This window comes from Tsukamurella sp. TY48 (assembly GCF_019656655.1).
Lineage (GTDB): Bacteria > Actinomycetota > Actinomycetes > Mycobacteriales > Mycobacteriaceae > Tsukamurella > Tsukamurella strandjordii.
Genome location: NZ_BPMV01000001.1, coordinates 481,631 through 505,919, shown reverse-complemented (window position 1 = coordinate 505,919; position 24,289 = coordinate 481,631). Strand labels below are relative to the sequence as shown.

Sequence of the window (24,289 nt, the reverse complement as noted above, 5' to 3'; positions counted from 1 at the left end):
CGGCGAAAAAAACAAGCAGCAATGCTTGTTTAAGGGCTCGGGCGTCGGAGTGAAACGCCCGCGCTGTCCTGCTGGGCCCACGCGGCCGCTTCGCTCAGGCGCTCACCGCGCCCCGAATCGCTTCCAGGCGGACAGTCCCGCGGTGAGTGCAGGTGCCCAGAACCGCCACGGAATCCCCGCCGGCGGATAGAAGTTGAGCCGGGCCTGGTGGGCGATCGTCTGCGCCTCGGTGTACTTCAGGAGCCCGTCCACCCCGTGGCGCCGTCCGAGGCCCGAATCGCCCATGCCGCCCATCGGGGAGTCGATGCTGCCCCAGGCTGCGGCGAAGGCATCGTTGATGTTCACCGTTCCCGAATGCAGCCGCGCCGCCACCTCCCGCGCGCGCTTGGTGTCCGAGCCCCAGACGCTGCTGTTCAGGCCGTACACCGTGTCGTTGGCCCGACGCACGGCCTCCTCGTCGTCGGCCACCGGGTAGATCGAGACGACCGGTCCGAAGGTCTCATGCGCGTAGAGGGTCATCTCGGGCGTGACGCCGGTCAGGATCGTGGGCTCGTAGAACAGGGGGCCTATATCGGGGCGGGCGCGGCCGCCCGCCAACACGGTCGCGCCCTTGCTGACCGCGTCCTCCACGTGTGCCGTCACCGTCCGCAACTGCTTCGCCGTGGTGAGGCTTCCGACCTCCGGGCGGTAGTCGAACGCCGCCCCCACATTCAGGGCTCGCGTCCGCTCGACGAACTTCGCCACGAACTCATCGCGCACCGACTCCGCGACGTACATGCGCTCGATCGAGACGCACAGCTGACCCGCGGACGGGAACGCCGCGGCGACGGCTCCGGTGGCGGCGCGGTCGATATCGGCGTCGTCGAGGACGAGCATTGCGTTCTTCCCGCCGAGCTCGAGCGACGCGCCGATGAGGCGCTCGCCCGCATCGCGGGCGATCTGTCGACCGGTGGCGGTGGAACCGGTGAACATCATGTAGTCGGCGCCCTGCATGAGGGCATCGCCGATGGAGCTGCCGCGGCCGATAACCATCTGCCACACGTCCTTCGGCAGGCCGGCCTGATACATCAGGTCCATGGCCCACAGTGCGGTGAGGGCGGTTTGTGTATCCGGCTTCTGCACGACAGCGTTGCCCGCCATGAGTGCGGCGATCGCGTCGGTGGCGGCCATCGACAGAGGGTAGTTCCACGGCGAGATGATGGCCACGACACCCTTGGGGTGGTGCAGTTGCGTCGTGTGGGTGAGGAACGGGAGTGCCCCGCGCCGGCGCTCCGGGGCGAGAAGCTTCGGGCCGGTGCGGGCGTAGTAGCGCGCAGCGATCACGGCATCGGCGATCTCGAAGAAGGCGTCACGGCGGGTCTTGCCGTTCTCGGCCTGCATGAGGTCCAGCCCCGTGTCCTGGTTCTTCAGTACCAGATCGTGAAAGCGCAGCAGGATCTTCGCCCGCTCGGCCGCGGGCGTTGCAGCCCACCCGGCCTGCGCCCGACGGGCCCGGTCGAAGGCGAAGTCGACTGCGTCCGGGGTCGAGACGGGGAAGTCGCCGAGGGGCTCGCCCGTGTACGGCGCGGTGGTGGCGGACCGGTCCGCGTCGGTGGTAGCGGTCACCCGTCCGGCGAGCCGGCGCAGCAGCGCGGGGGTCAGGGACGCCGGAAGTGCGGCGTCGACGCCGACGGTGGCTGTGGTGGGAGTGTCTGTGGTGATGGTCATTTCGGCGTCCTTCAGCGAACTGAGAAGGGGACCGGCATGTGCAGCGCGGCCTGGGCGGAGGTGTTGACGTCGAACGAGATCGCCCGGATCGTCTTGAGCGAGCGCAGGTCGTCGGCCATGCGCCCCTCACCGAGCTGGAGGTCGAGGCCGCGCGGGAGGACGGAGCTGCCGCTCGCGAGGATGTTGGTCTGGTTGAGCGTGGAGTGCCACGCACCCTCTCGCTTCGTGTACGAGGTGAGGGCCGAGACCTTCTCCCCGCTCGCGAAGCGGCGCTGCTTCGGGGTGGCGGCGGAGAGGGCGACGTCGATCCCGCCGTCGGCGTTCGCGATCCGTGCGCTGGTGCTGGTCTCGTCGATGTCGACGTCGAGTCCGGTGACCCACTTGGGGAAGCCGTAGCCGTCGTGGCCGCGGACCTGGGCGATCTCGGTGTTCACCGGCAGCGAGAGCACGTACGAGTGCAGGTGGTCGTCACCGAGGGCGGAGACGGCATCGGCGACCGCCGTGCGCCGGCCGCCGTTGCGGGCGGGTCGCACCGCGACGCCCACGGCCGCCTCCGTGTAGAAATCGATGTCGCACACGTCGTACCGGAAGAGCATCAGCGAGACCACGCCGACTCCCGGAGCGATCTCCAGGGGCGAGAGCTCCTCGGGGAGTCGCTTGCGGATCGCGCTGCTCGGGGCCAACAGGGTGAGTCGCGCCGAGGACATCGCGTAGTAGAAGTTGGGCGTGCGCGTCGAGCCGATCGGCGACTGCACCTCCGTCTTCGGGAGGGTGCGGAAGAAGTCGACGCCCGGCACCCGCGGGTCGGCGGCCACCTCGTCGAGGGGGACGTCCATCCGATACCGGTCGAACAGGCCGGCTTTCGGGACCGAGACGGTCCGTCCGCCCAGGTCGACAGTGACAGTTGCTGCGGTCCCAGTGCTCATGTGCGTGATCCTCACTCAATGTATGCGTTGCTTACATGTCGACAGTAGGCTCGCGGTGTAAGCACTGTCAACATGTGTGAGCCACCTCGCAGGATGTCGGCTCCGAGGCGTTGTTGACACTGCTTACATCGACGCCTACTGTGGAACTGCCGCGGCGGTCGTCGCAAGCTTCACGACAACGAAAGGTCCTCAGGTGCAAACGATCCTCGGCGCGAACGGCCAGATCGGGACCGAGCTCGCTCGGGAACTCCACGCTCGATACACCACCGACATCCGCCTCGTCAGCCGCAATCCCAAGCCACTGCATCCGACAGACGAGCTGGTGGCGGCGAACCTGCTCAGCGCCGAGGAGACGGACGCCGCCGTCGCCGGCAGCGAGATCGCCTACCTGACCGTCGGCCTGCCGCCGGACTCGCAGATGTGGGCGGATCAGCTCCCGGTGATGATGCGCAACACCATCGAGGCGTGCGCCAAGCACGGCACGAAGCTGGTGTTCTTCGACAACACCTACATGTATCCGATGACGGACGTGCCGCAGACCGAGGACGCGCCGTTCCGGCCCGCCGGTAGCAAGGGGCGGACCCGGGCGCAGATCACGACCATGCTGCTGGAAGCCATGGCAGCCGGGCGCGTGGAGGCCGTCATCTGCCGCGCCCCCGAGTTCTACGGCCCCGGCAAGACCCAGGGCTTCACCAACACGATGGTCTTCGATGCGATCGCCGCCGGTAAGAAGGCACGCGTCCCGCTCCGTGATGATGTCCGCCGCAGCCTGATCTGGACGCCGGACGCCAGCCGCGCCATGGCACTGATCGGCAACACCCCCGCGGCGTACGGGCAGACCTGGCACCTGCCCGTCGACGACGCACGGCCGACGTACGCCGAGCTCATCAGCATCGCCTCGGCGGCCTGGGGTCGGGAGATCGACTACTCGGTCGTGCCGAAGGCCGCCTTCTTCGTGGCCCGGCTCTCCAACAAGGGCGTTCGCGAACTGTGGGAGCTGCTGCCGCGCTACGAGGTGGACAACATCTTCGTCTCGGACAAGTTCAAGGCAGCGTTCCCCGAATTCCGCGTGACCACCTTCCAGGAGGGGGTGGCCACCATCCACCACGAGCACGACGCCTGACCAGATGAACGAACTCGACCACCCAGAAGGGGGCACCATGTCCAAGCGCATCCTCACCGTCGTCACCAATGTCGGTCACTACGACGACCCGTCGCACAAGACCGGCCTGTGGCTCTCCGAGCTCACCCACGCCTGGCACGTCTTCGAGGAGGCGGGGTTCGAGCAGGTGCTCGTGAGCCCGAGCGGCGGCCCTGTGCCGCTCGAGCCGCGGTCGCTGAAGTTTCCCAACTACGACAAGACGGCCAAGGCCTGGCGTGCGGACCCCGCGCGGATGGCCCTGCTGGAGACCACGAAGAGCCCGGACGAGATCGACTCCGCCGAGTTCGACGCGATCTTCTTCACCGGCGGACACGCCGTGATGTACGACTTCCCGGACAGTGAAGGCCTGCAGCGGATCAGCCGCGAGATCTTCGAGCGGGGCGGCATAGTCTCGTCGGTGTGCCACGGGTACTGCGGCCTGCTCAACACGCGCCTCTCGAGCGGCGAATATCTGGTCGCGGGCCGCAAGGTCACCGGCTTCGCCTGGCAGGAGGAGGTTCTGGCGCGGGTGGACAAGCTCGTGCCGTATAACGCCGAGGCGGAGATGAAGAAGCGAGGCGCACGGTACGAGAAGGCGAAACTGCCGTTCGTCTCATACGCCGTCGTCGACGGGAACCTCGTCACCGGGCAGAACCCGGGCTCGGCGAAGGAGACAGCGAAGAAGGTCGCCGCACTCCTGTGACGCGGCGCGACAGCTAGTCGCAGGTCGACGCCGCCCGGTCGATGACCGCCGCTGACGCCCGATCCACCGACACTCCGTACTCCCGGGCCACGAAGGCGAACTGCCGCGCGTACTGGCAGTGGAACCGCTCGTTCGACGGCATCCACCGGCCGGGCGGGCTGTCGCTCTTGTTCTCGTTCGCCGGACCGTCGACCGCCACCAGGTTGCGCGGATCGTTGGCGAACCGGGTGCGCTTGTCGTCGTCCCACGACCACGCGCCCATGTCCCAGGCGTAGGCGAGCGGAATCATGTGGTCGATCTGCACCTTCGCCGAGGTCTTGGCGCCCCGCTCGAACCGGACGGTGCTGCCGCTGTACGGATCGGCGAGCGTGCCGGTGGCGACGGCCCTCGGGCAGGCGGAGGTGCGGGCATAGGTCTTGTCGATCAGATCGCGGTCCAGCACGTCGTTGCGGGTATCGCACCCGTTGTGGCCCAGGGGCGCTGCCTGATCGTCGGTCCAGGCCTTGCCGAAGGAGGCACGCCGATAGGGCTGCGGAGCCCGCACTCGGGACTCCACGATCGTCACCCCGGCCAGCGGAGCACCGTCGGCAACCGTGCCCGGTGCGGGGGAGGGGGCGGCACCGTCGGACCGATCCCGGACCGCGCCGACCGCCACGACGATGGCCGTGAGCGCCGCGAGGACGAGCGCCACCCACATGCGCCGCGACAGGCGCCGGCTCCTCCCCCGAGTAGTCACCGCCGGAACGTAACACCGCGCCCTGACACACAGGGCCGGACACGTATTCTCGGGTGATGAGCACGCCCACCACGCAGGACGCCGATCTCACCGCCGCGACCGAGGCGGTCCAGGACGCGGCCCGCGCTGCGCGCGCCGCGTCCAAGCAGCTGGTCACCCTGACCACCGAGCAGAAGAACGCGGCGCTGCACGCCGCGGCCGACGCCCTGCTCGCGAACAAGGACCGCATCCTGGCCGCCAACGCGGAGGACGTGGAACGCGCCCGCGCCGCCGGCACCGAGGAGTCGCTCGTCGACCGGCTCGCGCTCAACGCCTCCCGCGTCGACGGCATCGCCTCCGGTCTGCGCCAGGTGGCCGGCCTGCCCGATCCGATCGGCACCGTCCTGCGCGGTTCCACCCTCCCCAACGGTCTCGAGCTGCGACAGGTCGCCGTGCCGCTCGGCGTGGTGGGCATCGTCTATGAGGCCCGGCCCAACGTCACCGTCGACGCCTTCGGCCTCACCCTCAAGTCCGGCAACGCCGTGCTGCTGCGGGGCTCCAGCTCGGCCGCGTCCAGCAACGCCGCGCTGGTCGCCGTGCTGCGCGAATCGCTCGCCGCGAGCGGCATCACCGAGGACGCCGTCGCGCTGCTCTCCGCCGAATCCCGCGCCAGCGTCACCGCCCTGATCCGCGCCCGCGGCCTCGTCGACGTGGTGATCCCGCGCGGCGGCGCGGGACTCATCGCCGCCGTGGTCCGCGACGCCACCGTGCCCACCATCGAGACCGGCGTGGGCAACTGCCACATCTACGTGCACTCCGCCGCCGACCTCGACATGGCCGAGCGGCTCGTGGTCAACGCCAAGACCCGGCGCCCCAGCGTGTGCAATACCGTCGAGACCGTGCTCGTCGATGCGGCGCTCCGCGACACCTTCCTGCCCCGCCTGCTCGGAACCTTCCAGGCCGAGGGCGTCGTCGTGCACGGCGACGAGGCCGAGATGGTGCCCGCCACCGAGACCGACTGGGCCGACGAGTACCTGAGCCTGGACGTCGCGGTGAAGGTGGTCGACGGGCTCGACGCCGCGATCGAGCACATCGACCGCTACGGCACCGGGCACACCGAGGCCATCGTGACCGGAGAGCTCGCCGCCGCCCGCGAGTTCAGCACCCGCGTGGACGCGGCCGCCGTCATGGTCAACGCCTCCACCGCCTTCACCGACGGTGAGCAGTTCGGCTTCGGCGCCGAGATCGGCATCTCCACCCAGAAGCTGCACGCCCGCGGCCCGATGGGTCTCCCGGAGCTCACCTCCACCAAGTGGGTGGCCTGGGGTGACGGACATGTCCGACCCCGCTAACAGGCGGCCTCCGCGGAGGTAGGTTGTCGCCATGGCTATCAACGAGTCCCTCGAATTCGACATCGACGCCCCGGTCTCACTGGTGTTGGACACGCTGGCCGATGTCGACGCCCTGCCGAACTGGTCGTCGGCGCACAGCAACGTCACCGTCGTCGAGCGCGACGCGAACGGCCGGCCCAGCGTGGTGGATGCCTCCGTGGGCCTGCTCATGTTCAGCGACGATCTGACCTTCGACTACGTCTTCACCGACACCAGCTGCAAGTGGGACACCCGCAACGAGGGCACCGCCGTCCGCAGTCAGGGCGGCATCTACGAGCTGTCCCCGAAGGGCGACGATCAGACGCACGTCAAGGTCACCATGTACCTCGACCCCAAGGTCAAGGCGCCCGGCTTCGTGGTCAAGAAGGGCATCAAGATCGCGATGGACATCATCAAGAACGGCCTGACCAAAGAGGTCATGGCACGCAAGGCCGCCGCCTGACCTACCTCTTTCGGTGCACGCGGCGCGGCTACCCGTGAACGGGTTCTCGGAGCGGGGGTAGGTTGGCGCCATGACAATCAACGAGAAGGTCGAGTTCGAGATCGACGCGCCCGCCTCGCTCGCCTACGCGACGCTGCTGGATGTCGAGTCGCTCCCCGAGTGGTCGTCCTCGCACAAGAGCGTGGAGGTGGTCGAGCGCGACGCCTCCGGCAACCCCAGCCTGGTCAAGGTCGAGGCCGGCCTCATGGGCATCAGCGACAGCCTCACCTTCCGCTACGAGTTCACCCCCGAGACGAAGGTGGCCTGGCAGTCCGAGGGCGAGGGCCTGGCGGTGAAGTCGCAGGGCGGCTACTACCAGCTGACCCCGATCGGCGACGACAAGGTGCACGTCCTTGTCGACATGAACATCGACCTCAAGGTCAAGCTGCCCGGCTTCGTGGTGAAGAAGGGCGTGAAGATGTCGGCCGAGATCGCGTCGAAGGGCTTCACCAAGGAGGTCCTCAAGCGGAAGGCCGCGCAGTGACCAGTGCCGTCGCGCCGGCTCCCACTGCCCTGTTCAGCAGCGTGGACGATGTCGCCGCCGCGCTGCGGGAGACGGGCTACATCCCCTCGACCGCGACCGCCACGGCCGTCTTCCTCGCCGACCGGCTCGGTAAGCCGCTGCTGGTCGAGGGACCGGCGGGCGTCGGTAAGACCGAGCTCGCCCGCGCCTGCGCCCAGGCGCGGGAGGCCCGCTTCGTCCGCCTGCAGTGCTACGAGGGCATCGACGAGGCCCGCGCCCTCTACGAGTGGAACCACGCCAAGCAGATCCTGCGGATCCAGTCCAGCGGGAACGACGGCGACTGGGACGACACCAAACAGGACGTCTTCTCCGAGGAGTTCCTGCTGCCCCGCCCGCTGCTGCAGGCGGTCCGGGAGAGCGGACCGTCGGTCCTGCTGATCGACGAGGCCGACAAGGCCGACCTCGAGTTCGAGGGCCTGCTGCTCGAGGTCCTCTCCGACTACGCGGTCACGGTGCCCGAGCTGGGCACCATCGTCGCGCAGCGCAAGCCGCTGGTGTTCCTCACCAGCAACGCCACCCGCGAGCTGTCGGAGGCGCTCAAGCGGCGCTGCCTGTACCTGCACATCGACTTCCCGGACGCCGAGCTGGAGCTGTCGATCATCCGCAGCCGGGTGCCGGAGCTCTCGTCCGAGGTGGCGCAGCAACTGCTCCGCGTGATCGCCACCCTGCGCGGGCTCGACCTGAAGAAGAAGCCCTCGGTCTCGGAGACGCTGGACTGGTGCCGCACCCTGCTCGCGCTGGGCATCACCGGATCGGCCAACGGCTCCATTGACAAGGCCGCGCTCGCCGCCACGCTCGGTGTGGTGCTCAAGCACCAGGCCGATATCGAAACCGCCTCGGCCGCACTGGGACTGTAGCGATGACAGCGCCCACCGGGACCCCGCTCGACGGCCACCTGCACGCCTTCGTCCGCGCACTGCGCGGCAAGGGCATGTCGATCGGGCCCGGCGAGGCGATCACCGCCGCCGAGGTGCTGACGGTGCTCGACCTCACCGATCGCAGCCAGCTCCGCGAGGGGCTCGCAGCGGTACTGCTGCGGGAACAGATGCACCGCAAGTCCTTCGACGTGATCTTCGATCTCTACTTCCCGGTGCGCGGCGGCCTGGGCCTGCCCGGATCCTCGTCGGGCAGTGGGACCGGTGGATCCGGCGGCTGCCAGGGCGTGCCCGGCGAGGTCGACCCGCTCACGATGCCCGCCGCCGACACCCCGCCGGACCCCGATGCGGCGCGCGAGGCCCTGCGCCAGGAGGCCGTCGCCGCGCTCGTCGCCGGCGGCGACCACGACGGCATCGCCAGCCAGATCGTCGAGCAGCTCGGCGAGTACAACTCCGCCACCGGCACCGCCTTCTCCTCGTACCAGGCGCTCAAGGCCCTCAACCCGCAGACGCTCATCGCCGCGATCGCCAACGGCCTGCTCTCCGCCGCCGGCGAGGACGGGGCGCAGCCCGGCAGCTTCGAATACGAATCGGCGCGCCGCGTCGCGCGGGCACGGGTGGCCGAGCTCAGCGAGCGGGTCCGGGAGCTCACCTCCGTCGCGATGGCGGCCCGGCGGGGCCCCGAGGCCGTCGTCGAGTACGCCGCACCGCAGTTGCCGGAGAACGTGGCCTTCTTCGCCGCCACCCGCAGCGAACTGCATCGGATGGAGCAGACCGTGCGGCCCCTGGCCCGCCAGCTCTCCACCCGGCTGCTGGTGCGCCGTCGCCGCGCCCGCCGCGGACCCATCGATCTGCGCCGCACGCTGCGCAAGTCGATGTCCACGGGCGGCGTCCCGATCGATCTGGCGCACCGTCGGCCCCGGCCCACCAAGCCCGAACTCGTGCTCCTGTGCGACCTGTCCGGTTCGGTCGCGGGCTTCTCGAACTTCACGTTGCTTCTCACGCACGCGCTGCGGGCCGAGTTCTCCAAGATCCGCGTCTTCGGCTTCGTCGATTCGGTGGACGAGATCACCGACTACATCGACACCAGCCGCACGCTCACCGTGGACACGGTGGTCGACATGTTCGACCGGGTGATCCGGGAGACCAAGGTCGCCCGGTTCGGCGGCTCCGACTACGGCAACATGCTGCGCACCTTCCTGCGCGACTTCCCCGACGCCGTCACCCACCGCGGCACCCTGCTGATCCTGGGTGACGCCCGCAGCAACCACACCGATCCCGCGCTGGCCGAACTGAACGAACTCGTCGAGAGCGCGCGGCACGCGTTCTGGCTCAACCCCGAGCGGAAGGTCTCGTGGGGAACGGGCGACTCGGTGGCCGACAAGTACCGCCGGGTGATCGACATGTACGAGTGCCGCACCGCCGGGCAGCTCGCCGATGTGATCGGGCGACTGCTGCCGGTCTGACCCGGCGCGCACGCACACCATAGGATCAACTCCCATGCCCACCGCACGCGAGTCCCGCGCCGCCGGCCGCAGCCGCGCCAGTGACACTGGACGCGGCCGCATCGGTAACACCAGACGCCGCCGCGTCGGCGTCATGGGCGGGACCTTCGATCCGATCCACAACGGTCACCTGGTGGCCGCCAGCGAGGTGGCCGACCGGTTCGACCTCGACGAGGTGGTCTTCGTCCCCACCGGCAAGCCCTGGCAGAAGAGCGGCGTCACCCCCGCCGAGGACCGGTACCTGATGACGGTGATCGCCACCGCCTCGAACCCGCGGTTCTCCGTGAGCCGCGTCGACATCGACCGCGGCGGCGACACCTACACCGTGGACACCCTGCGCGACCTGCGCGCGCAGGCCCCCGACACCGACCTGTACTTCATCACCGGCGCCGATGCGCTGGCCTCGATCCTGAGCTGGCAGGACTGGGAGGAGCTGTTCGGCCTCGCCACCTTCGTCGGCGTCTCCCGGCCGGGGTATCAGCTCGCCGCCGATCACCTGACGAACGTGCCGCGGGATAGATTGTTCCTCGTGGAGGTGCCCGCCCTGGCCATCTCGTCGACCGAGTGCCGCGCGCGGGCCGATGCCGGACGTCCTGTCTGGTACCTCGTCCCCGACGGCGTCGTGCAGTACATCGCCAAGCGCCGGCTGTACGAGAGCCACCCGGAGACCCCGGGCAGCACCCTGAACCCAGGAGGATCATGACCGCATCCGAGAACGCCCGCCGACTGGCCACCGTCGCCGCGCTGGCCGCCGACGACAAGCTCGCGACCGACGTCGTGGTGCTCGACGTGTCCGAGCAGTTGGTGCTCACCGAGGCCTTCGTGATCGCCTCGGCGAGCAACGAGCGCCAGGTGAACGCCATCGTCGAGGAGATCGAGGACAAGCTCCGCGAGATCGGCGTCAAGCCCACCCGTCGCGAGGGCACCCGCGAGGGCCGCTGGGCACTGATCGACTTTCTGGACATCGTGGTGCACGTCTTCCACCAGGAGGAGCGCGAGTTCTACGCGCTCGAGAAGCTGTGGAAGGACTGCCCGCACATCGAGGTCGAGGGACTCGGCGAACGCTCCGCTGACGGGGACGCCGGAGACACGCCCGAGGGCGAGTGATGCGGGTCGAGGACGGGCTCGACTCGTCGGTCGAGCGGCTCACCCCGACGGTGCGCCGGCTGATCCTGCTGCGGCACGGCCAGACCGCGTCGAACGCCGAGGGCCGGATGCAGGGGCAGCTCGACACCGACCTCACCGACCTCGGCCGCCGGCAGGCGCTGGCCGCCGCCGATGCGCTCGCCGACCGGGAGCCCCTGGCGATCCTCAGCTCGGATCTGCGGCGCGCCCGCGATACCGCGGAGGCGCTGAGCGTGGCGACGGGCGTGCCGGTGGAGACCGACCCGCGGCTGCGCGAGACGATGCTGGGCGACTGGCAGGGCCTGACCCATACCGAGGTCGACGCGTACATGCCCGGCGCCCGCCTGCGCTGGCGCGACGCACCGGAGTGGGCACCGCCCGGCGGTGAGGCCCGGGTCGATGTGGCCGCCCGCTCCTATCCCGTGGTCACGGAGCTGATCGACCGCTTGCCCGAATGGGGCGATGCGGAACGGCCCGTGGTGCTGGTGGCCCACGGCGGCCTGGTCGCCGCGTTGACGGCCCGCCTGCTCGACCTGCCGGTGTCCTCGTGGCCGGTGCTCGGCGGCCTCGGCAATTGCAGCTGGGTGCAGCTCAGCGGTCACGGCGATGCGCCCCGCTGGCGCCTGGACGTGTGGAACGCCTCCGCGGACGTGGCCCCCGAGGTCCAATGACGGAACCGACGTCGACGCTGCTCGTGCTCAGCGATTCGCTGGGCTTCTACGGTCCCGAGGGCGCGCTGCCCACCTCCGATCCGCGGATCTGGCCCAATCTCGTGGCCGCCGCGCTCGGTCAGCGCTGCGAGCTGTTCGGCCGCGTCGGCTGGACCACGCGCGACGGGTGGTGGTGCGTGAGCCAGGATCCGCGGGTCTGGGCGACGATCCCGAACGTCGACGCCGTGGTGCTCGCGCTCGGCGGCATGGATTCGCTGCCCTCGCCCGTGCCCACCGCGCTGCGTGAGCAGATCCGGTACCTGCGGCCGGCATCGCTGCGAGCGCGGGCCCGCGACGGCTACGCGGTGCTGCAGCGGGTCTTCGCACCCGTCGGCTGGCCGATGGCGCTGCCCCCCGCGGTGACCCGGGACTACCTCGATCGCACCCACGCCTCGATCGCGGCGCTGCGGCCGCACGCGGCGACCGCCGTGCTCGGACCCGCGGTGCACCGCACGCGGGCGTACGCCTTCGCGCAGCCCGGCTGGGCCAGGACCGACGCCGCCATGCGCGGCTGGGCCGAGGAGGCCGGGGTGCCCTACGTGCCGGTCCGTGACCTGTGCGAGTGGTCGTTCGACCTGGGGATCAATAACATCGACGGGATCCACTGGTCGTTCGAGATGCACGAGCAGGTCGCGCAGCGCGTGCTGCGCGCCCTGCGCGCGGAGGGGAGGTAGTCGTGAGCGTGGTCGTGGTGACCGATGCCTCGGCGGCGATCGCGCCGGAACGCGTGCGGGAGGCGGGGATCCGCATCCTGCCGTTGCACGTGCTCTCGGCCGACGGCGAGTTCATCGATCGCGGTACCGGCTACGAGGCCGAGCGCTTCGTCAAGGAGGGCGTGACCACCTCGGGCCCCTCGGTCGGGGAGGTCCGCGAGGTGCTGGAGGCGGCGGTCGCCGAGGCGGACGGTGACGGGGTCGTGGTGATCACCATGAGCTCGCACCTGAGCTCCACCTACTCGACCGCGGTCTCGCAGGCGGCCCTGATCGACGACTCCATCCGGGTGATCGACTCGCGCTGCATCGATATGGCGATGGGCTTCGGCGTGCTGGAGGCTGCGCGCCTGGCTGCGGCCGGTGCCACCGCGGACGAGGTGGCCGAGGCCGCGCACGAGGTGCTGGGCTCCGCGGAGGGCTTCTTCTGCGTGGCCAAGCTTGACCACCTGCGTGCCGGAGGCAGGGTGAGCGCGCTGGCCGCACTGCTCGGTGGGGCCCTGCAGATCGTGCCGGTGCTGCGTCTGGCGGATGGCCGGATCGTCTCCGAGCGGAAGACCCGGACGGTGAGCCGTGCGCGGGATCAGTTGGCGCCCTTGGCCTCGGAGCATCTGGGTGACCGTCCGGCCCGGGTCGCCGTACATCATGTGGAGGCCCCCGAGGCGGCGGCGAAGGTGGCCGAGCAGGTGCGCGCGGCGTTCCCGCAGCTGGTGGAGCTGGTGATCGGCCCGTTCGGTGGCACCATCGCCGCGCACCTCGGTCCCGGCGCGGTCGGCGTCGCCGTGGCCCCGGCGCTCGGCGACTAGCACGCGCCGCTGACGGGCTGCCCCGCTGGCGGGCGGTTCTCCACAGGTTCGGGGTTATCCACAGGCACGCCGTATCCGCGGTTCTCCGCGGCTTCCGCGCCGGATCGCGGGCCTAGCGTGCGGGCATGGACGGCACACGGAATTCCCGCGACGACCGCGACGACGGCGCTCGCGACCAGGCGTACGCGCGACCCGAGTGGCTCGACGACTTCGCCGAGCCGCCGCGCGGGTCCCGCGCCGACGACGAACTCTGGGATCGGGAACCGACGGGGTGGCGCTCCACGGTCGACCGCGTGCGCACCACGCCGCGGGCGGCGGTCGCGCTGTGCGCCGTCGGGGTGATCGCGGCGATCGTGGCCGCCGTGGCGATCTTCGGATCGTCCGGCTCCAACGACGCGGGGCAGTACCCGGTGGTGAACTTCGCCGGGACATCCTCCACCGCTTCGGCATCCACGTCCGCGGGTGCTGTGTCGTCCAGCCCGGCCGTGCCGCGGGAGTTGGTGGTGGCCGTGGTGGGCCTGGTCCGCGCCCCTGGTCTGCATCGGCTCGCCCCCGGATCGCGGGTCGCTGATGCCCTGACCGCCGCCCGCGGCACCCTCGGCGGCGCCGACACCGCCGGTCTCAATCTGGCGCAGCCCCTGCGCGACGGCGACCAGGTGGTGGTGGGTGTGGCCGAGGGGAAGTCGGCGGTGAAGCTGCGCAGCTCGGTGGTCTCGGCGGGGCCGGGAGCCGCCGGCGCCTCCGGGGCCGCGAGTGGTTCCTCGGCCGTGCCCGGGGCGCAGGTGAACCTCAACACCGCGGGAGCCTCGGAGCTCGACCGGTTACCCGGCGTGGGCGCGGCGACCGCTGCCGCGATCATCTCGTACCGGGAACAGAACGGGCCCTTCAAGACCGTCGAGGATCTGGGCAAGGTCGCGGGGATCGGCGACGCGAAGCTCGCCAAGATCAAGCCTATGGCCACGGTGTGAGATGCAGGAGCGCGTCGATCTGCGGTTGCTCCCGGCGGCTGCCGTGGCGTGGGCGGCCACCGCCCTCGCGCTGCGCTCCGCGGCCGCCGCGTGGTCGATCGCTGCCGTGCTGATCCTGGTGGCCGTCGCCGCCACCAGGATCGGCGGATCGTCGCCGACGGTACGGGCCGTGAGCATCGCGCTGGCCGCGGCGGCGGGCCTCGGAGCCGGAGTCGCCGTCTCGGTGGCCGTGCGTGTGCACGACAGGGAACGCGCACCGATCGCCGATTTCGAGGGTGCCGGCCGCGTGCTGGTGGTGCTGGAGGTGAACGAATGGCCGCGTCAGCGCAGCGGCGACCCGGGTGGCCACCTCGACGCCTCGCGGGTGCTGGTGCCGGCCACGGCACTGGCGGTGCAGGCAGTGGAGACGGTTCCCGCACACGGCTCGGTGCTGCTGCTCGGCTCCACCTTCGATCTGGGTTCGGTGGTGCCGGGGGAGCGGATCGCGATGCGCGCCACCGTGCTCCGCAGCACCCGCCCCGGCCTCGTCGCGGCGGTCCTCGTCGGATCGGGCGATCCCACGGTGCTCGAACGCGCACCGCCGCACTTCCGTGCCGCCGCACAGGTCCGCCGGTCGTTCGCGGCGGTGTCCGCGGACGCCCTGCCCGTCGACGCCGCGGGGCTGCTCCCCGCACTGGTGCTGGGCGACGAATCGCACACGCTCCCGACGGTGCGCGGCGACTTCCAGGACTCCGGACTCACCCACCTGACGGCCGTCTCCGGCGCCAACTTCGCCATCGTGGCGCTGTGCGTGCTGGGGCTGTGTGCGGCGCTAGGTTTGTCGATCACGGCGCGGGCGGTGGTGACGGCGGTGGCGATCATCGCCTTCGTCGGGCTGGTGGGTCCGACGGGGTCGGTGGTGCGGGCGGCGGTGATGGGCCTGCTCGGTGTGGGGGCGCTGGCGCTGCGACGCGGGCGGCAGCCCTTCTCGGCGTTGCTGGCGGCGATCGTGGTGTTACTGGTCGTGCGGCCGCAGTTGGCGCTGGACCTCGGATTCGCCCTATCGGTGGCGGCCACGGCGGGACTGATCCTGTGGGCACCGGTGGTGCGGGATCGGTTGGTGATGCGGAGGGTTCCGGACACGCTGGCGGGGCTGCTGGCCGTCACGGTGGTGGCGCAGGTGGTCACGCTGCCCTTGGTGGTGGCGCTGTCGGGTCGAGTGCCGTTGGGTGCCCTGCCGGCGAATCTGTTGGCGGGGCCGGTGATTCCCGTGATCACGGTCGTGGGAACGCTGGCGGCGATGTCTTCGCCGGTGGCGCCCGTGCTCGCGGAGGTGGGGGCGCGGGCGACGGGGCCGGAGTTGTGGTGGGTGCTGATGGTGGCGCGGTGGTGTGCGCGGCTGCCGGTGCTGGTGGTGCCGGGCGGTTCGGTGGCGGGGCTGTTGCTGGTCGCGGTGTGCGTCGTCGTGTTCTTTCTCAGATCGTCGGCGCGACACCGTGGCTCTACTCCTTGCGTACGAACGCGTCGCTGACCTGCTCTGGTGATCTGCTTTCAGCGAACCGGAAGTAGGCGACAGCGTCTTCCCCTTCCAACTGCGCGACGGCATAGCCCTTGCTGGCTTCCCATCGTGCAGGTCCTCCAGGTACTGAAGACATCGGGCGCCATTCGAAAGTGCTCTCGTCGTGTGCGGGCGGAACGAGGTGTGCTTGCGGCGTGGAACGTGCCGCCACAGCCGCGAGGAGCCATCGCTCGGCGAGCGGTAGCGGGCGGATCGAAGCGAGTGAAACGTCGTCGACGTAGATGCCGAACATCGAATCGTTTCGTTTGAAGACCCACCGGTGACCGAGTAGTTCGAATCGGAGTAGCCGGTCGTTGTGGAGATCGATGCTCGCGCCGAGCCTTTCGAAGGCCGTAACGTAATCGCTACTGACGCATCGCTCTTCGATGTCGAATTCTCGTCGACGTTCCTCACGTTCTTGCTTGGCCCGCCCTATGGACTTGTACTCATCGTGGAGGTGCTTCAAATTTGCCGACGCTCCGCCGGAGAGTCTTCCATGCAACCAGGCCGGGTCGATCTGCTGGCAATACACCCAGTACACGCTCTTCGGTGCAGTGCGTCGGGTGATCGGATAGTCCTCGACGAGTAGTTGAACTCCGTGATCGATCGACCACACGGCGGTGACCACGTCATCGACGCGCGCCAACCACGACCACCCGGTGGAGCCGACGTCAGGGTTCGCCGCAGCCAGGAATGCGCTGAGCCTCGTTCCGGGTTCAACCTTCTCGGTCGATGCGTGACTATGGACGTCGTCGCCCATGCATACGCTGCTCCGATCGACCGCCACTGGAATGCGTCGCGTCACGTAGCCCATCCTAGAAGGGCGCACTCGCCGGCGGGGGCATCCGCGCTCGCCGTGGCTCAGCGGGGTCGTCGGTGGGATCTGGCAGCATGTGGGGTGTGGCAGAGAGCGCGCGGGTACACGTGGTGGTGGGGACCGAGGACCTCCTGGTGGAGCGGGCCGTCTCCGCGATCGTGGAGGACGCGCGGGCGAACGCCGGTGACGCGAGCGCGCTGGGCGGTGAAGCGGTACCGGTGACTCGCTTGCGCGCGGGCGACGTCGACCAGTCCGAGCTCGCCGAACTGCTGAGTCCGTCGCTGTTCGCGGAGGAGCGGATCGTGGTGCTGGAGTCGGCGGCCGAGGCAGGGAAAGCGCCCGTCGACCTCATCGTCGAGGCGGCGCAGAACCCGCCGGACGGCATCACGCTGGTGATCGAGCACAGCGGTGGCGGCCGCGCGAAGTCGATGGTGGCCGCGCTTAAGAAGGCCGGCGCCGCTGTGGTCGAGGTGCCCACCATCAGCAACGCGCGCGACCGCACCGATTTCGCGAAGTCCGAGTTCCGGGCGCAGAAGGTGCGGGTCTCCGACGAGCTGGTCGAGCTCCTGGTGGATTCGGTCGGCAAGGATCTGCGCGAGCTGGCCGCGGCCATCGCGCAGCTGGTGGCCGATACCGGCGGCCGGGTGGATCTGGCCGCCGTGAACCGCTACTACGCGGGCCGTGCCGAGGTCACCGGATTCGAGATCGCCGATAAGGCCGTCGCCGGACAGGTCGCCGCTGCGCTGGAGTCCCTGCGCTGGGCCCAGCACCGCGGTACGCCGCACGTGCTCATCGCCGACGCGCTGGCCGACGCTGTGCACTCGGTGGCCCGCATCCGTGGCCTGGGACGTACCCCCGATCAGTACCGGGATGCGGGGGAGCTGGGAATGGCGCCGTGGAAGGTCAAGAAGATGACCCAGGTGGCCCGCCGTTGGCGCGCCGAGAACGTGGCGCTGGCGCTGGCCGCTGTGGCCGCGGCGAACGCCGACGTGAAGGGCCAGGCGGCCGATCCGGACTACGCGCTCGAACTCGCTGTCCGGAAGGTCGCCACGCTCGCGAGCTGACGGCCTCGGCCGCACCCGGATACGCGAAAACCGCGCCGATCCGGTTCCGGCTCGCGTGGTGCCGGGGGACGGTTCGGCGCGGTGATACGCGCGTCTAGCGGAGGATCAGAGCTTGTTCAGCGCCAGGGCCAGGGCCGACTTCTTGTTGGCAGCCTGGTTGGTGTGGATGATGCCCTTGCTCGCGGCCTTGTCCAGCTGCTGGCTGGTGCTGGCGAGGAGGGTGGTGGCCTTGTCCTTGTCGCCCGCATCCACGGCCTCGCGGAAGTGGCGGATGGCGGTACGCAGCGACGACTTCGCCGACTGGTTGCGCAGGCGGTTGCGCTCGTTGGTCTTGATCCGCTTCATCTGGGACTTGATGTTGGCCACGCGTCAAACTCTCTTGTCACTCGAAAGGCATAAGAACAGTCGGTACTGACTGCCGACGTACCAGGTTACCAGCGCGGCGGGGACAACCCAAATCGCAGTGCTGCCCGGGCGAACATCACCTGGCCCACACCTTGCCACCGCCTGAACGAGTGCGCTGCCGAATCGCGGCCGGTACGGCACGATATAGCGAGTGACCCCGCAGAAACAGGCCAAGTCCCACACCCGGCGGCCGGCCGTTCCCCGACTGTCCGACGATGCGCGGCTGTTCGCGGGATACGACGACGCCCCGTCGTTCGGTGCCGCCTACGACGAGATGTTCGCCGAGGACGGCACGGTCCGCTCCCCGTACAAGCGGGTCTTCGAGGCGCTCTCCTCGGCCGACGAATCCGATCTCGCCGCGCGCGTCGACGCGCTCGGCGCCGCCTTCATCGACCAGGGCGTGACCTTCTCGCTGGAGGGCCGCGAGCGGCCCTTCCCCCTCGACCTGGTGCCGCGCGTGATCGCCGCAGGCGAGTGGAACCGACTCGAGAAGGGCATCAAGCAGCGGGTCCAGGCGCTCGAACTGTTCCTCGACGACATCTACTCCGAACAGGAGATCCTGCGCGATCAGGTGGTGCCCAAGCGCCTGGTCACCTCGTGCGCGCACTTCCACCGCCAGGCGGCCGGCATCCGCCCGCCCAACGGCGTGCGCATCCACGTGGCCGGTATCGACCTGATCCGCGACGCCGAGGGCACCTTCCGCGTGCTGGAGGACAACCTGCGCTCCCCGTCGGGTGTGAGCTACGTGATGGAGAACCGCCGGACCATGGCGCAGGTCTTCCCCGACCTGTTCCTGCGCCACCGCGTGCGGGCCGTGGGCGACTACAGCTCGCACCTGCTGCGGGCGCTGCGCCGGTCGGCCGCCTCCAACGAGGCCGACCCCACCGTCGTGGTGCTCACACCGGGCATGGCGAACTCCGCGTACTTCGAGCACTCGCTGCTCGCCCGCCAGATGGGCGTCGAACTGGTCGAGGGCCGCGACCTGTTCTGCCGCGACAACGTGGTCTACATGCGCACCACCGGTGGTGAGCAGCAAGTGGACGTGATCTACCGCCGCATCGACGACGACTTCCTCGACCCCATGCAGTTCCGGCCCGATTCGGTGCTCGGCGTGGCCGGGCTGCTCAACGCCGCCCGCGCCGGCAACGTGGTGATCAGCTCGGCGGTGGGTAACGGCGTGGGCGACGATAAACTCACCTACACCTACGTGCCCGAGATCATCGACTACTACCTCGGCGAGAAGCCCCTGCTGCAGAACGTGGACACCCTGCGCTGCTGGCTCGACGAGGAGTGCGAGGAGGTGCTCGACCGGATCGACGAGCTGGTGATCAAGCCGGTCGAGGGGTCGGGCGGCTACGGCATCGTCTTCGGGCCCGACGCCAGCGAGAAGGAGCTCGCGGCCATACGCCGCAAGGTCGCCGCCGATCCCCGCGGCTGGATCGCGCAGCCGGTGGTGCAGCTCTCGACAGTGCCCACCAAGATCGGCGAGAGCGCCCGTCCGCGGCACGTGGACCTGCGTCCCTTCGCGGTCAACGACGGTGACGACGTGTGGGTGCTGCCCGGCGGCCTCACCCGCGTCGCGCTGCCGGAGGGCTCGCTCGTGGTGAACTCCTCGCAGGGCGGCGGCTCCAAGGACACCTGGGTGCTCGCGGCACGATCCTCCGTCGCGGAGGCCGAACTGGAGGGCGAGGCGCTGGTGCCCTCGCGCGATCTGGCGGAGCAGCCCCAGGTGGAACTGGGGCCCGATCTGAGCCAACAGGATCAGCAACAGCAACAGGCGACCTGGACGGAGGCACCGCATGCTCGCGCGTAACGCCGAGGCGCTGTACTGGATCGGCCGGTACTCCGAACGCGCCGACGACACCGCCCGGATGCTCGACGTGACGGCCCACCAGTTCCTGGAGGACGCCACCGTCGACGAGGACCGCGTCTCGCGACAGCTGGTGCGGGTCTTGGGCATTCCGGAACCGCCCGCCGATCAGCCGCTCGACCTGCGGTCGGTAACCGAGGTGGTGGCCTACAACCGGGATCCCGGCAGCGGTTCGATCGCGGCCACCATCTACGCGGCGCGGGAGAACGCCCGCGGTGCCCGCGAGGTGACCTCGTCGGAGATGTGGGAGTGCCTCAACTCCACGTACAACGGCCTCGCCGAACGCGAGCGCGCGGCGCGCCGCCTCGGCCCGCACGAGTTCCTCAACTACATCAAGAACCGGGCGGCGATGTTCTCCGGCCTCACCGATTCCACGCTGTCGCGGGACGAGGGCTACCGGTTCCTGTTGCTGGGCCGCTCGATCGAGCGGATGGACATGTCCATCCGATTGCTGCTCTCCCGCGCCGGCGATCGGGCGAGCTCGCCCACCTGGGTCACGGTGCTGCGCGCGACCGGCGCGCACGACACCTACCTGCGTACCTACCGCGGTGTGCTCGACGCCGCCCGCGTGGTCGAATTCATCCTCGTCGACCGGCTCTTTCCGCGGTCGGTGATCCACGCGCTCACCACCGCCGAGGACTGCCTGAACGCGATCGAGGGTGGTCGCGAGGGCCGCCTCGGCACCCGCACGGAGGCGCAGCGCCTGCTGGGCCGCGCCCGTGGCGAGCTCGAATTCCTTGCTCCCGGTGAGCTGCTCGACGATCTGCAGCGCCGCCTGGTCGCGCTGCAGGAGCTGGGACACGAGGCGGGCGAGGCCATCACCGCCCGCTACTTCCACGTGACGCCCTACGTCGCCTGGACCGATGCCCGCGCCCGCGGCGATATCGACACCATCCTGGAGGGGGAGCTGTGAGCTGGCGTCTTCGAGTCGTGCACTCCACCGGATTCGGCTACAACGCGCCGGTCACCTCGTCGTACAACGAGGCCCGGCTCACGCCCCGCAGTGACCAGCGGCAGAACGTGATCCTCAACCGCGTCGAGACCGTCCCGGCCACCCGTGCATACCGGTACACCGACTACTGGGGCACCGCGGTCACCGCTTTCGACCTGCACGCGCCGCACACCGCACTCGAGGTGACCGGTGCCTCGGTCGTCGAGACCGAGGCTTCCGAGCCTCCGGAGGAGATCGTGAGCTGGGAGGAGCTCGACTCGGCGCGCGTGCGCGACCGCTACGACGAGCTCCTGGGTTTCACCGATTACGTTCCGCGGCACCGCAAGCTGGGTTCGCAGGCGAAGAAGCTCGTCAAGGACCTCGGTCCCGACGAAGCGGTGCTCGAGTTGTGCCGCTGGGTGCACGGCGAGTTGGACTACGTGCCCGGCACCACCGGCGTGCATTCGTCCGCGATCGACGCGTGGGACGAGCGCAAGGGCGTCTGCCAGGACTACGCGCATCTCACGCTGCTGATGCTGCGCAGCGTGGGCATCCCGGCCCGATACGTCTCCGGGTATCTGCATCCGCAGCGTGACGCCGAGATCGGCTCGACGGTGGCGGGCGAGTCGCACGCCTGGATCGAGGCGTGGACCGGCCACTGGAACGGCTACGACCCCACCAACGACGTGCCGATCGGTGAGCGGCACGTGTCCGTGGGCGTGGGCCGCGATTACGCCGATGTGCCCCCGCTCAAGGGGATCATCGCGGGCGGCGGGGCCTCCGATCTCGACGTGGTGGTGGAGATCACCCGCCTCGCATGACATTCGACGTCCCGCTGCAGATCGCCGTCCGGGGTGCCCGGGTGCACAACCTCCGGGACGTCGACGTCGATGTGCCGCTGCGTCGTCTGGTGGCCATCGCGGGCGTCTCGGGTTCGGGTAAGTCCTCGCTCGCGATGGGGGTGCTGTATGCGGAGGGCTCGCGCCGTTACCTGGAGGCGCTGTCCACCTACACCCGGCGGCGGATGGCGCAGGCGCCGCGGGCCGCGGTCGATTCGGTGGAGCACGTGCCCGCGGCGCTCGCCCTGCGCCAGCGCCCCGGTGTCCCCGGTGTGCGCAGTACCTTCGGCACATCCACGGAGCTGTTGAACGTGGTGCGGCTCATGTTCTCCCGGCTCGCGTCGCACCGCTGTCCGAACGGGCATTACCTGGCCCCGACGATCGACGTCGCGGCCGGGATGGACCTCACCTGCCCGGAGTGCGGAGCAGGTTTCACCCCGCCCGGCGCGGAATCGCTCGCGTTCAACTCCGACGGCGCCTGCCCCACCTGCGCGGGCACCGGCATCGTCCGCGAGATCGACGGTGCCACACTGATCCCCGACCCGTCGAAGACGATCGCCGACGGCGCCGTCGCACCCTGGTCGATGTTCGGCTTCTCCTTCATGCCCCAGGTCGTGGCCGACCTCGGCGTCCGCATCGACGTGCCCTTCGCCGAGCTCACCGACGCCGAGCGGGAGATCGTGCTGCACGGCCCCGCGGAGAAGCGGAATGTCGCGGTCTCCAGCAAGAGCGGCAAGCTGTTCGAGGTCAATTTCACGTATCGGAGCGCGAACGCCGCCGTGCAGGAGGCACTCGACAAGGCCACGACCGAGGCGGGACTGGGGCGGGTCAACCGATTCGTGCGCTCGGGGCCCTGTTCCGACTGCGGTGGCACGCGCTTGAGCCCGCAGGCGCGGGCGCCCCGGATCGGTGATCTCGGGCTCGCCGAGGTGACGGCGATGCCGCTCGACGAGGTGGTCGCCTGGGCGCCCGGCACCGTTGAACCGCTCCCGGCGGACATGCGCGAGATGGCGGCGATCCTCATCGACTCGCTCCTGTCCATCGCGCGGCGGTTGCGGGAACTCGGGCTCGGCTACCTCGGTCTCGATCGGGCGGCCGGCACGCTGTCCACCGGTGAGCGGCAGCGGGTTCAGCTCGCCCGCGCGGTCCGCAATCGCACCACCGGCGTGCTGTACGTGCTCGACGAACCGTCGGTCGGCCTGCACCCGGCGAACGTCGAGGGCCTGGTCGGCGTGATGCGCGATCTCCTCGCCGACGGCAACTCCGTCGTGGTCGTCGATCACGACCTGGACGTGCTGCGCGAGGCCGAGTACCTGATCGAGATCGGCCCCGGCTCGGGCGGCGAGGGCGGTCGCGTGATCGCGACGGGGACCGTGGCCGAGTTGGAGTCCGATGCGGCGTCGCTGCTCGGCGGATTTCTGGCCGGTCGGGAAGCGGTCCGCGTGCGCCCGCGTCTCGCCCCCGACGAGGTCTTCGCGCCGGGCCGGATCCACCTGGAGACGGCGCCGCTGCACACCGTGCAGGCGCTCACCGTCGACGTCCCCGTCGGCCGGATGACCGCCGTCACCGGCGTCTCCGGCTCGGGCAAGACGACGCTGGTGCTCGAATCCCTCGTGCCGGCGATCTCGGCGCACGCCGCGGGAGAGCCGCTGCCGGAGCACGTCAGCGTGCTGGAGGCCCCGTCCATCGGGCGCGTGAACCTGGTGGACGCAACACCGATCGGGATCAACGTGCGCTCCACCGTCGCCACCTACAGCGGCGTGCTCGACGACCTGCGGCGTGAGTACGCCAAGACCGATGCGGCGAAGGTCCGCGGCTACAAGACGGCCGACTTCTCCTACAACACCGGATCGCTGCGCTGCCCCCGCTGCGACGGCACCGGACAGGTATCGCTCGACGTGCAGTTCCTCCCGGACGTCGACATCGAATGCCCGGCGTGCGGCGGACGCCGGTACGCCCCCGCGGCGGCGGACGTGCGCTGGCCGGAACCCGACGGCCTCGCGCTCCCCGAACTGCTCGCCCTCACCGTCCGCGAGGCGGCGGACCGGATCGCCTTGCCGCGCATCGCGAAGAAGCTGCGCACCCTGGTGGACCTCGGGCTCGGGTACCTCACCCTCGGTGAATCCACCCCCGCGCTCTCCGGCGGCGAGGCGCAGCGGCTCAAGCTGGGCAACGAGCTCGGGCGCGACCAGTCCGACGCGGTGTTCGTGCTGGACGAGCCCTCGGTGGGCCTGCACCCGAAGGACGTCCGCGTGCTGCTGGACGTGGTGCAGCGGCTCGTGGATCGCGGCGCCACGGTGATCGTGGTCGAACACGATCTGGACATGATCGCCAATGCCGACCACGTGATCGACCTCGGTCCCGGAGGCGGCGCCGCGGGCGGAACCGTCGTCGCCACGGGCACACCCGAACAGGTGGCCGCAGCCGCCGGGAGTGTCACCGGGCGCTACCTGCGTCCGCATCTGGAGGCGTGACGGCGCTGCCGACGAGGAGATGAAGAAGCGGGGTGCCGCTTCCAGAAGGCCGAGCTCCTCTGACCC

General features: G+C 70.0%; 24 protein-coding genes. 19 read left to right on the top strand and 5 right to left on the bottom strand.

What is annotated here, in order from left to right:
- Nucleotides 1-102 precede the first annotated feature (102 nt).
- Nucleotides 103-1,707: a succinic semialdehyde dehydrogenase gene (locus TTY48_RS02475; protein ID WP_220656003.1), complete on the bottom strand. Its 1,605-nt coding sequence runs from the start codon at nucleotides 1,705-1,707 to the stop codon at nucleotides 103-105.
- An 11-nt stretch (nucleotides 1,708-1,718) separates the two neighbouring features.
- Nucleotides 1,719-2,633 (bottom strand): acetoacetate decarboxylase family protein, encoded by a 915-nt coding sequence (locus TTY48_RS02470; RefSeq protein ID WP_220656002.1) that lies wholly within the window; start codon nucleotides 2,631-2,633, stop codon nucleotides 1,719-1,721.
- 193 nt (nucleotides 2,634-2,826) lie between these two features.
- Between TTY48_RS02470 and TTY48_RS02465 the strand changes: the two genes are divergently transcribed.
- Both TTY48_RS02465 and TTY48_RS02460 read left to right on the top strand, forming a co-directional pair.
- Entirely contained in the window at nucleotides 2,827-3,756 is a 930-nt protein-coding gene (locus TTY48_RS02465) for an NAD-dependent epimerase/dehydratase family protein (RefSeq protein WP_220656001.1), read from the top strand.
- 37 nt (nucleotides 3,757-3,793) lie between these two features.
- A complete protein-coding gene (locus TTY48_RS02460; RefSeq protein WP_220656000.1) occupies nucleotides 3,794-4,477 on the top strand; it encodes a type 1 glutamine amidotransferase domain-containing protein in 684 nt (227 codons plus the stop codon).
- A 13-nt stretch (nucleotides 4,478-4,490) separates the two neighbouring features.
- On the opposite strand, the gene TTY48_RS02455 is transcribed toward TTY48_RS02460, so the two are convergent.
- Nucleotides 4,491-5,186: an HNH endonuclease family protein gene (locus TTY48_RS02455; protein WP_220658416.1), complete on the bottom strand. Its 696-nt coding sequence runs from the start codon at nucleotides 5,184-5,186 to the stop codon at nucleotides 4,491-4,493.
- Between the two features lie 83 nt (nucleotides 5,187-5,269).
- Between TTY48_RS02455 and TTY48_RS02450 the strand changes: the two genes are divergently transcribed.
- From TTY48_RS02450 to TTY48_RS02395, 12 genes are all read left to right on the top strand, one after another.
- Nucleotides 5,270-6,544 carry a glutamate-5-semialdehyde dehydrogenase gene (locus TTY48_RS02450; protein WP_220655999.1) on the top strand — a complete coding sequence of 425 codons (1,275 nt, stop codon included), beginning with the start codon at nucleotides 5,270-5,272 and terminating at the stop codon, nucleotides 6,542-6,544.
- 31 nt (nucleotides 6,545-6,575) lie between these two features.
- Complete coding sequence (locus TTY48_RS02445; RefSeq protein ID WP_220655998.1) at nucleotides 6,576-7,025, top strand: SRPBCC family protein; 450 nt, start codon at nucleotides 6,576-6,578, stop codon at nucleotides 7,023-7,025.
- Nucleotides 7,026-7,095: 70 nt separating this feature from the next.
- On the top strand, nucleotides 7,096-7,548 hold the full coding sequence (locus tag TTY48_RS02440; protein ID WP_220655997.1) for an SRPBCC family protein: 453 nt from the start codon (nucleotides 7,096-7,098) through the stop codon (nucleotides 7,546-7,548).
- Nucleotides 7,545-8,444, top strand: coding sequence for a MoxR family ATPase (locus tag TTY48_RS02435; protein ID WP_220655996.1), 900 nt, complete (start codon nucleotides 7,545-7,547; stop codon nucleotides 8,442-8,444). Before TTY48_RS02440 ends, TTY48_RS02435 begins: the two co-directional genes overlap by 4 nt.
- Nucleotides 8,445-8,446: 2 nt before the next feature.
- Nucleotides 8,447-9,928, top strand: coding sequence for a VWA domain-containing protein (locus TTY48_RS02430; protein ID WP_220655995.1), 1,482 nt, complete (start codon nucleotides 8,447-8,449; stop codon nucleotides 9,926-9,928).
- Between the two features lie 34 nt (nucleotides 9,929-9,962).
- A complete protein-coding gene (gene nadD / locus TTY48_RS02425; protein ID WP_220655994.1) occupies nucleotides 9,963-10,670 on the top strand; it encodes a nicotinate-nucleotide adenylyltransferase in 708 nt (235 codons plus the stop codon).
- Nucleotides 10,667-11,074 (top strand): ribosome silencing factor, encoded by a 408-nt coding sequence (gene rsfS, locus TTY48_RS02420; protein ID WP_220655993.1) that lies wholly within the window; start codon nucleotides 10,667-10,669, stop codon nucleotides 11,072-11,074. The genes nadD and rsfS overlap by 4 nt, the downstream gene beginning before the upstream one ends.
- Nucleotides 11,074-11,763: a histidine phosphatase family protein gene (locus tag TTY48_RS02415; RefSeq protein ID WP_220655992.1), complete on the top strand. Its 690-nt coding sequence runs from the start codon at nucleotides 11,074-11,076 to the stop codon at nucleotides 11,761-11,763. The genes rsfS and TTY48_RS02415 overlap by 1 nt, the downstream gene beginning before the upstream one ends.
- On the top strand, nucleotides 11,760-12,476 hold the full coding sequence (gene octT / locus TTY48_RS02410) for a diglucosylglycerate octanoyltransferase (RefSeq protein ID WP_220655991.1): 717 nt from the start codon (nucleotides 11,760-11,762) through the stop codon (nucleotides 12,474-12,476). The genes TTY48_RS02415 and octT overlap by 4 nt, the downstream gene beginning before the upstream one ends.
- A 2-nt stretch (nucleotides 12,477-12,478) precedes the next feature.
- Nucleotides 12,479-13,318, top strand: a complete 840-nt coding sequence (locus TTY48_RS02405; protein ID WP_220655990.1) for a DegV family protein — start codon at nucleotides 12,479-12,481, stop codon at nucleotides 13,316-13,318.
- Nucleotides 13,319-13,443: 125 nt separating this feature from the next.
- The gene (locus TTY48_RS02400) at nucleotides 13,444-14,286 is read left to right on the top strand and encodes a ComEA family DNA-binding protein (RefSeq protein ID WP_220655989.1); all 843 of its coding nucleotides are present in this window, start codon (nucleotides 13,444-13,446) and stop codon (nucleotides 14,284-14,286) included.
- 1 nt (nucleotide 14,287) lies between these two features.
- Nucleotides 14,288-15,796 (top strand): ComEC/Rec2 family competence protein, encoded by a 1,509-nt coding sequence (locus TTY48_RS02395; RefSeq protein ID WP_220655988.1) that lies wholly within the window; start codon nucleotides 14,288-14,290, stop codon nucleotides 15,794-15,796.
- On the opposite strand, the gene TTY48_RS02390 is transcribed toward TTY48_RS02395, so the two are convergent.
- On the bottom strand, nucleotides 15,768-16,583 hold the full coding sequence (locus TTY48_RS02390) for a hypothetical protein (protein WP_220655987.1): 816 nt from the start codon (nucleotides 16,581-16,583) through the stop codon (nucleotides 15,768-15,770). The genes TTY48_RS02395 and TTY48_RS02390 overlap by 29 nt on opposite strands.
- 131 nt (nucleotides 16,584-16,714) lie before the next feature.
- Between TTY48_RS02390 and holA the strand changes: the two genes are divergently transcribed.
- On the top strand, nucleotides 16,715-17,704 hold the full coding sequence (holA, locus tag TTY48_RS02385) for a DNA polymerase III subunit delta (RefSeq protein WP_220655986.1): 990 nt from the start codon (nucleotides 16,715-16,717) through the stop codon (nucleotides 17,702-17,704).
- 105 nt (nucleotides 17,705-17,809) lie between these two features.
- Here holA and rpsT read toward each other — a convergent pair whose 3' ends face one another.
- Nucleotides 17,810-18,070, bottom strand: coding sequence for a 30S ribosomal protein S20 (gene rpsT / locus TTY48_RS02380; protein WP_220655985.1), 261 nt, complete (start codon nucleotides 18,068-18,070; stop codon nucleotides 17,810-17,812).
- Between the two features lie 313 nt (nucleotides 18,071-18,383).
- On the opposite strand from rpsT, the gene TTY48_RS02375 reads away from it, so the two are divergent.
- Genes TTY48_RS02375 through TTY48_RS02360 form a run of 4 tightly spaced genes read left to right on the top strand, consistent with a single transcriptional unit; the run spans nucleotide 18,384 to nucleotide 24,223 of the window.
- Entirely contained in the window at nucleotides 18,384-19,922 is a 1,539-nt protein-coding gene (locus tag TTY48_RS02375) for a circularly permuted type 2 ATP-grasp protein (RefSeq protein ID WP_255585711.1), read from the top strand.
- Nucleotides 19,909-20,892 carry an alpha-E domain-containing protein gene (locus TTY48_RS02370; RefSeq protein WP_220655984.1) on the top strand — a complete coding sequence of 328 codons (984 nt, stop codon included), beginning with the start codon at nucleotides 19,909-19,911 and terminating at the stop codon, nucleotides 20,890-20,892. The genes TTY48_RS02375 and TTY48_RS02370 overlap by 14 nt, the downstream gene beginning before the upstream one ends.
- On the top strand, nucleotides 20,889-21,731 hold the full coding sequence (locus tag TTY48_RS02365; protein WP_220655983.1) for a transglutaminase family protein: 843 nt from the start codon (nucleotides 20,889-20,891) through the stop codon (nucleotides 21,729-21,731). Before TTY48_RS02370 ends, TTY48_RS02365 begins: the two co-directional genes overlap by 4 nt.
- Complete coding sequence (locus TTY48_RS02360) at nucleotides 21,728-24,223, top strand: excinuclease ABC subunit UvrA (RefSeq protein ID WP_220655982.1); 2,496 nt, start codon at nucleotides 21,728-21,730, stop codon at nucleotides 24,221-24,223. The genes TTY48_RS02365 and TTY48_RS02360 overlap by 4 nt, the downstream gene beginning before the upstream one ends.
- The last annotated feature ends 66 nt before the right edge of the window (nucleotides 24,224-24,289 follow it).

Coding starts and splice junctions, on each gene's coding strand:
- TTY48_RS02475 (WP_220656003.1), bottom strand. CDS start 1,707: ATGACCATCACCACAGACACTCCCACCACAGCCACCGTCGGCGTCGAC.
- TTY48_RS02470 (WP_220656002.1), bottom strand. CDS start 2,633: ATGAGCACTGGGACCGCAGCAACTGTCACTGTCGACCTGGGCGGACGG.
- TTY48_RS02460 (WP_220656000.1), top strand. CDS start 3,794: ATGTCCAAGCGCATCCTCACCGTCGTCACCAATGTCGGTCACTACGAC.
- TTY48_RS02450 (WP_220655999.1), top strand. CDS start 5,270: ATGAGCACGCCCACCACGCAGGACGCCGATCTCACCGCCGCGACCGAG.
- TTY48_RS02445 (WP_220655998.1), top strand. CDS start 6,576: ATGGCTATCAACGAGTCCCTCGAATTCGACATCGACGCCCCGGTCTCA.
- TTY48_RS02440 (WP_220655997.1), top strand. CDS start 7,096: ATGACAATCAACGAGAAGGTCGAGTTCGAGATCGACGCGCCCGCCTCG.
- TTY48_RS02430 (WP_220655995.1), top strand. CDS start 8,447: ATGACAGCGCCCACCGGGACCCCGCTCGACGGCCACCTGCACGCCTTC.
- nadD (WP_220655994.1), top strand. CDS start 9,963: ATGCCCACCGCACGCGAGTCCCGCGCCGCCGGCCGCAGCCGCGCCAGT.
- rsfS (WP_220655993.1), top strand. CDS start 10,667: ATGACCGCATCCGAGAACGCCCGCCGACTGGCCACCGTCGCCGCGCTG.
- TTY48_RS02415 (WP_220655992.1), top strand. CDS start 11,074: ATGCGGGTCGAGGACGGGCTCGACTCGTCGGTCGAGCGGCTCACCCCG.
- octT (WP_220655991.1), top strand. CDS start 11,760: ATGACGGAACCGACGTCGACGCTGCTCGTGCTCAGCGATTCGCTGGGC.
- TTY48_RS02400 (WP_220655989.1), top strand. CDS start 13,444: ATGGACGGCACACGGAATTCCCGCGACGACCGCGACGACGGCGCTCGC.
- TTY48_RS02395 (WP_220655988.1), top strand. CDS start 14,288: ATGCAGGAGCGCGTCGATCTGCGGTTGCTCCCGGCGGCTGCCGTGGCG.
- TTY48_RS02390 (WP_220655987.1), bottom strand. CDS start 16,583: ATGGGCGACGACGTCCATAGTCACGCATCGACCGAGAAGGTTGAACCC.
- holA (WP_220655986.1), top strand. CDS start 16,715: ATGTGGGGTGTGGCAGAGAGCGCGCGGGTACACGTGGTGGTGGGGACC.
- TTY48_RS02375 (WP_255585711.1), top strand. CDS start 18,384: ATGTTCGCCGAGGACGGCACGGTCCGCTCCCCGTACAAGCGGGTCTTC.
- TTY48_RS02370 (WP_220655984.1), top strand. CDS start 19,909: ATGCTCGCGCGTAACGCCGAGGCGCTGTACTGGATCGGCCGGTACTCC.
- TTY48_RS02360 (WP_220655982.1), top strand. CDS start 21,728: ATGACATTCGACGTCCCGCTGCAGATCGCCGTCCGGGGTGCCCGGGTG.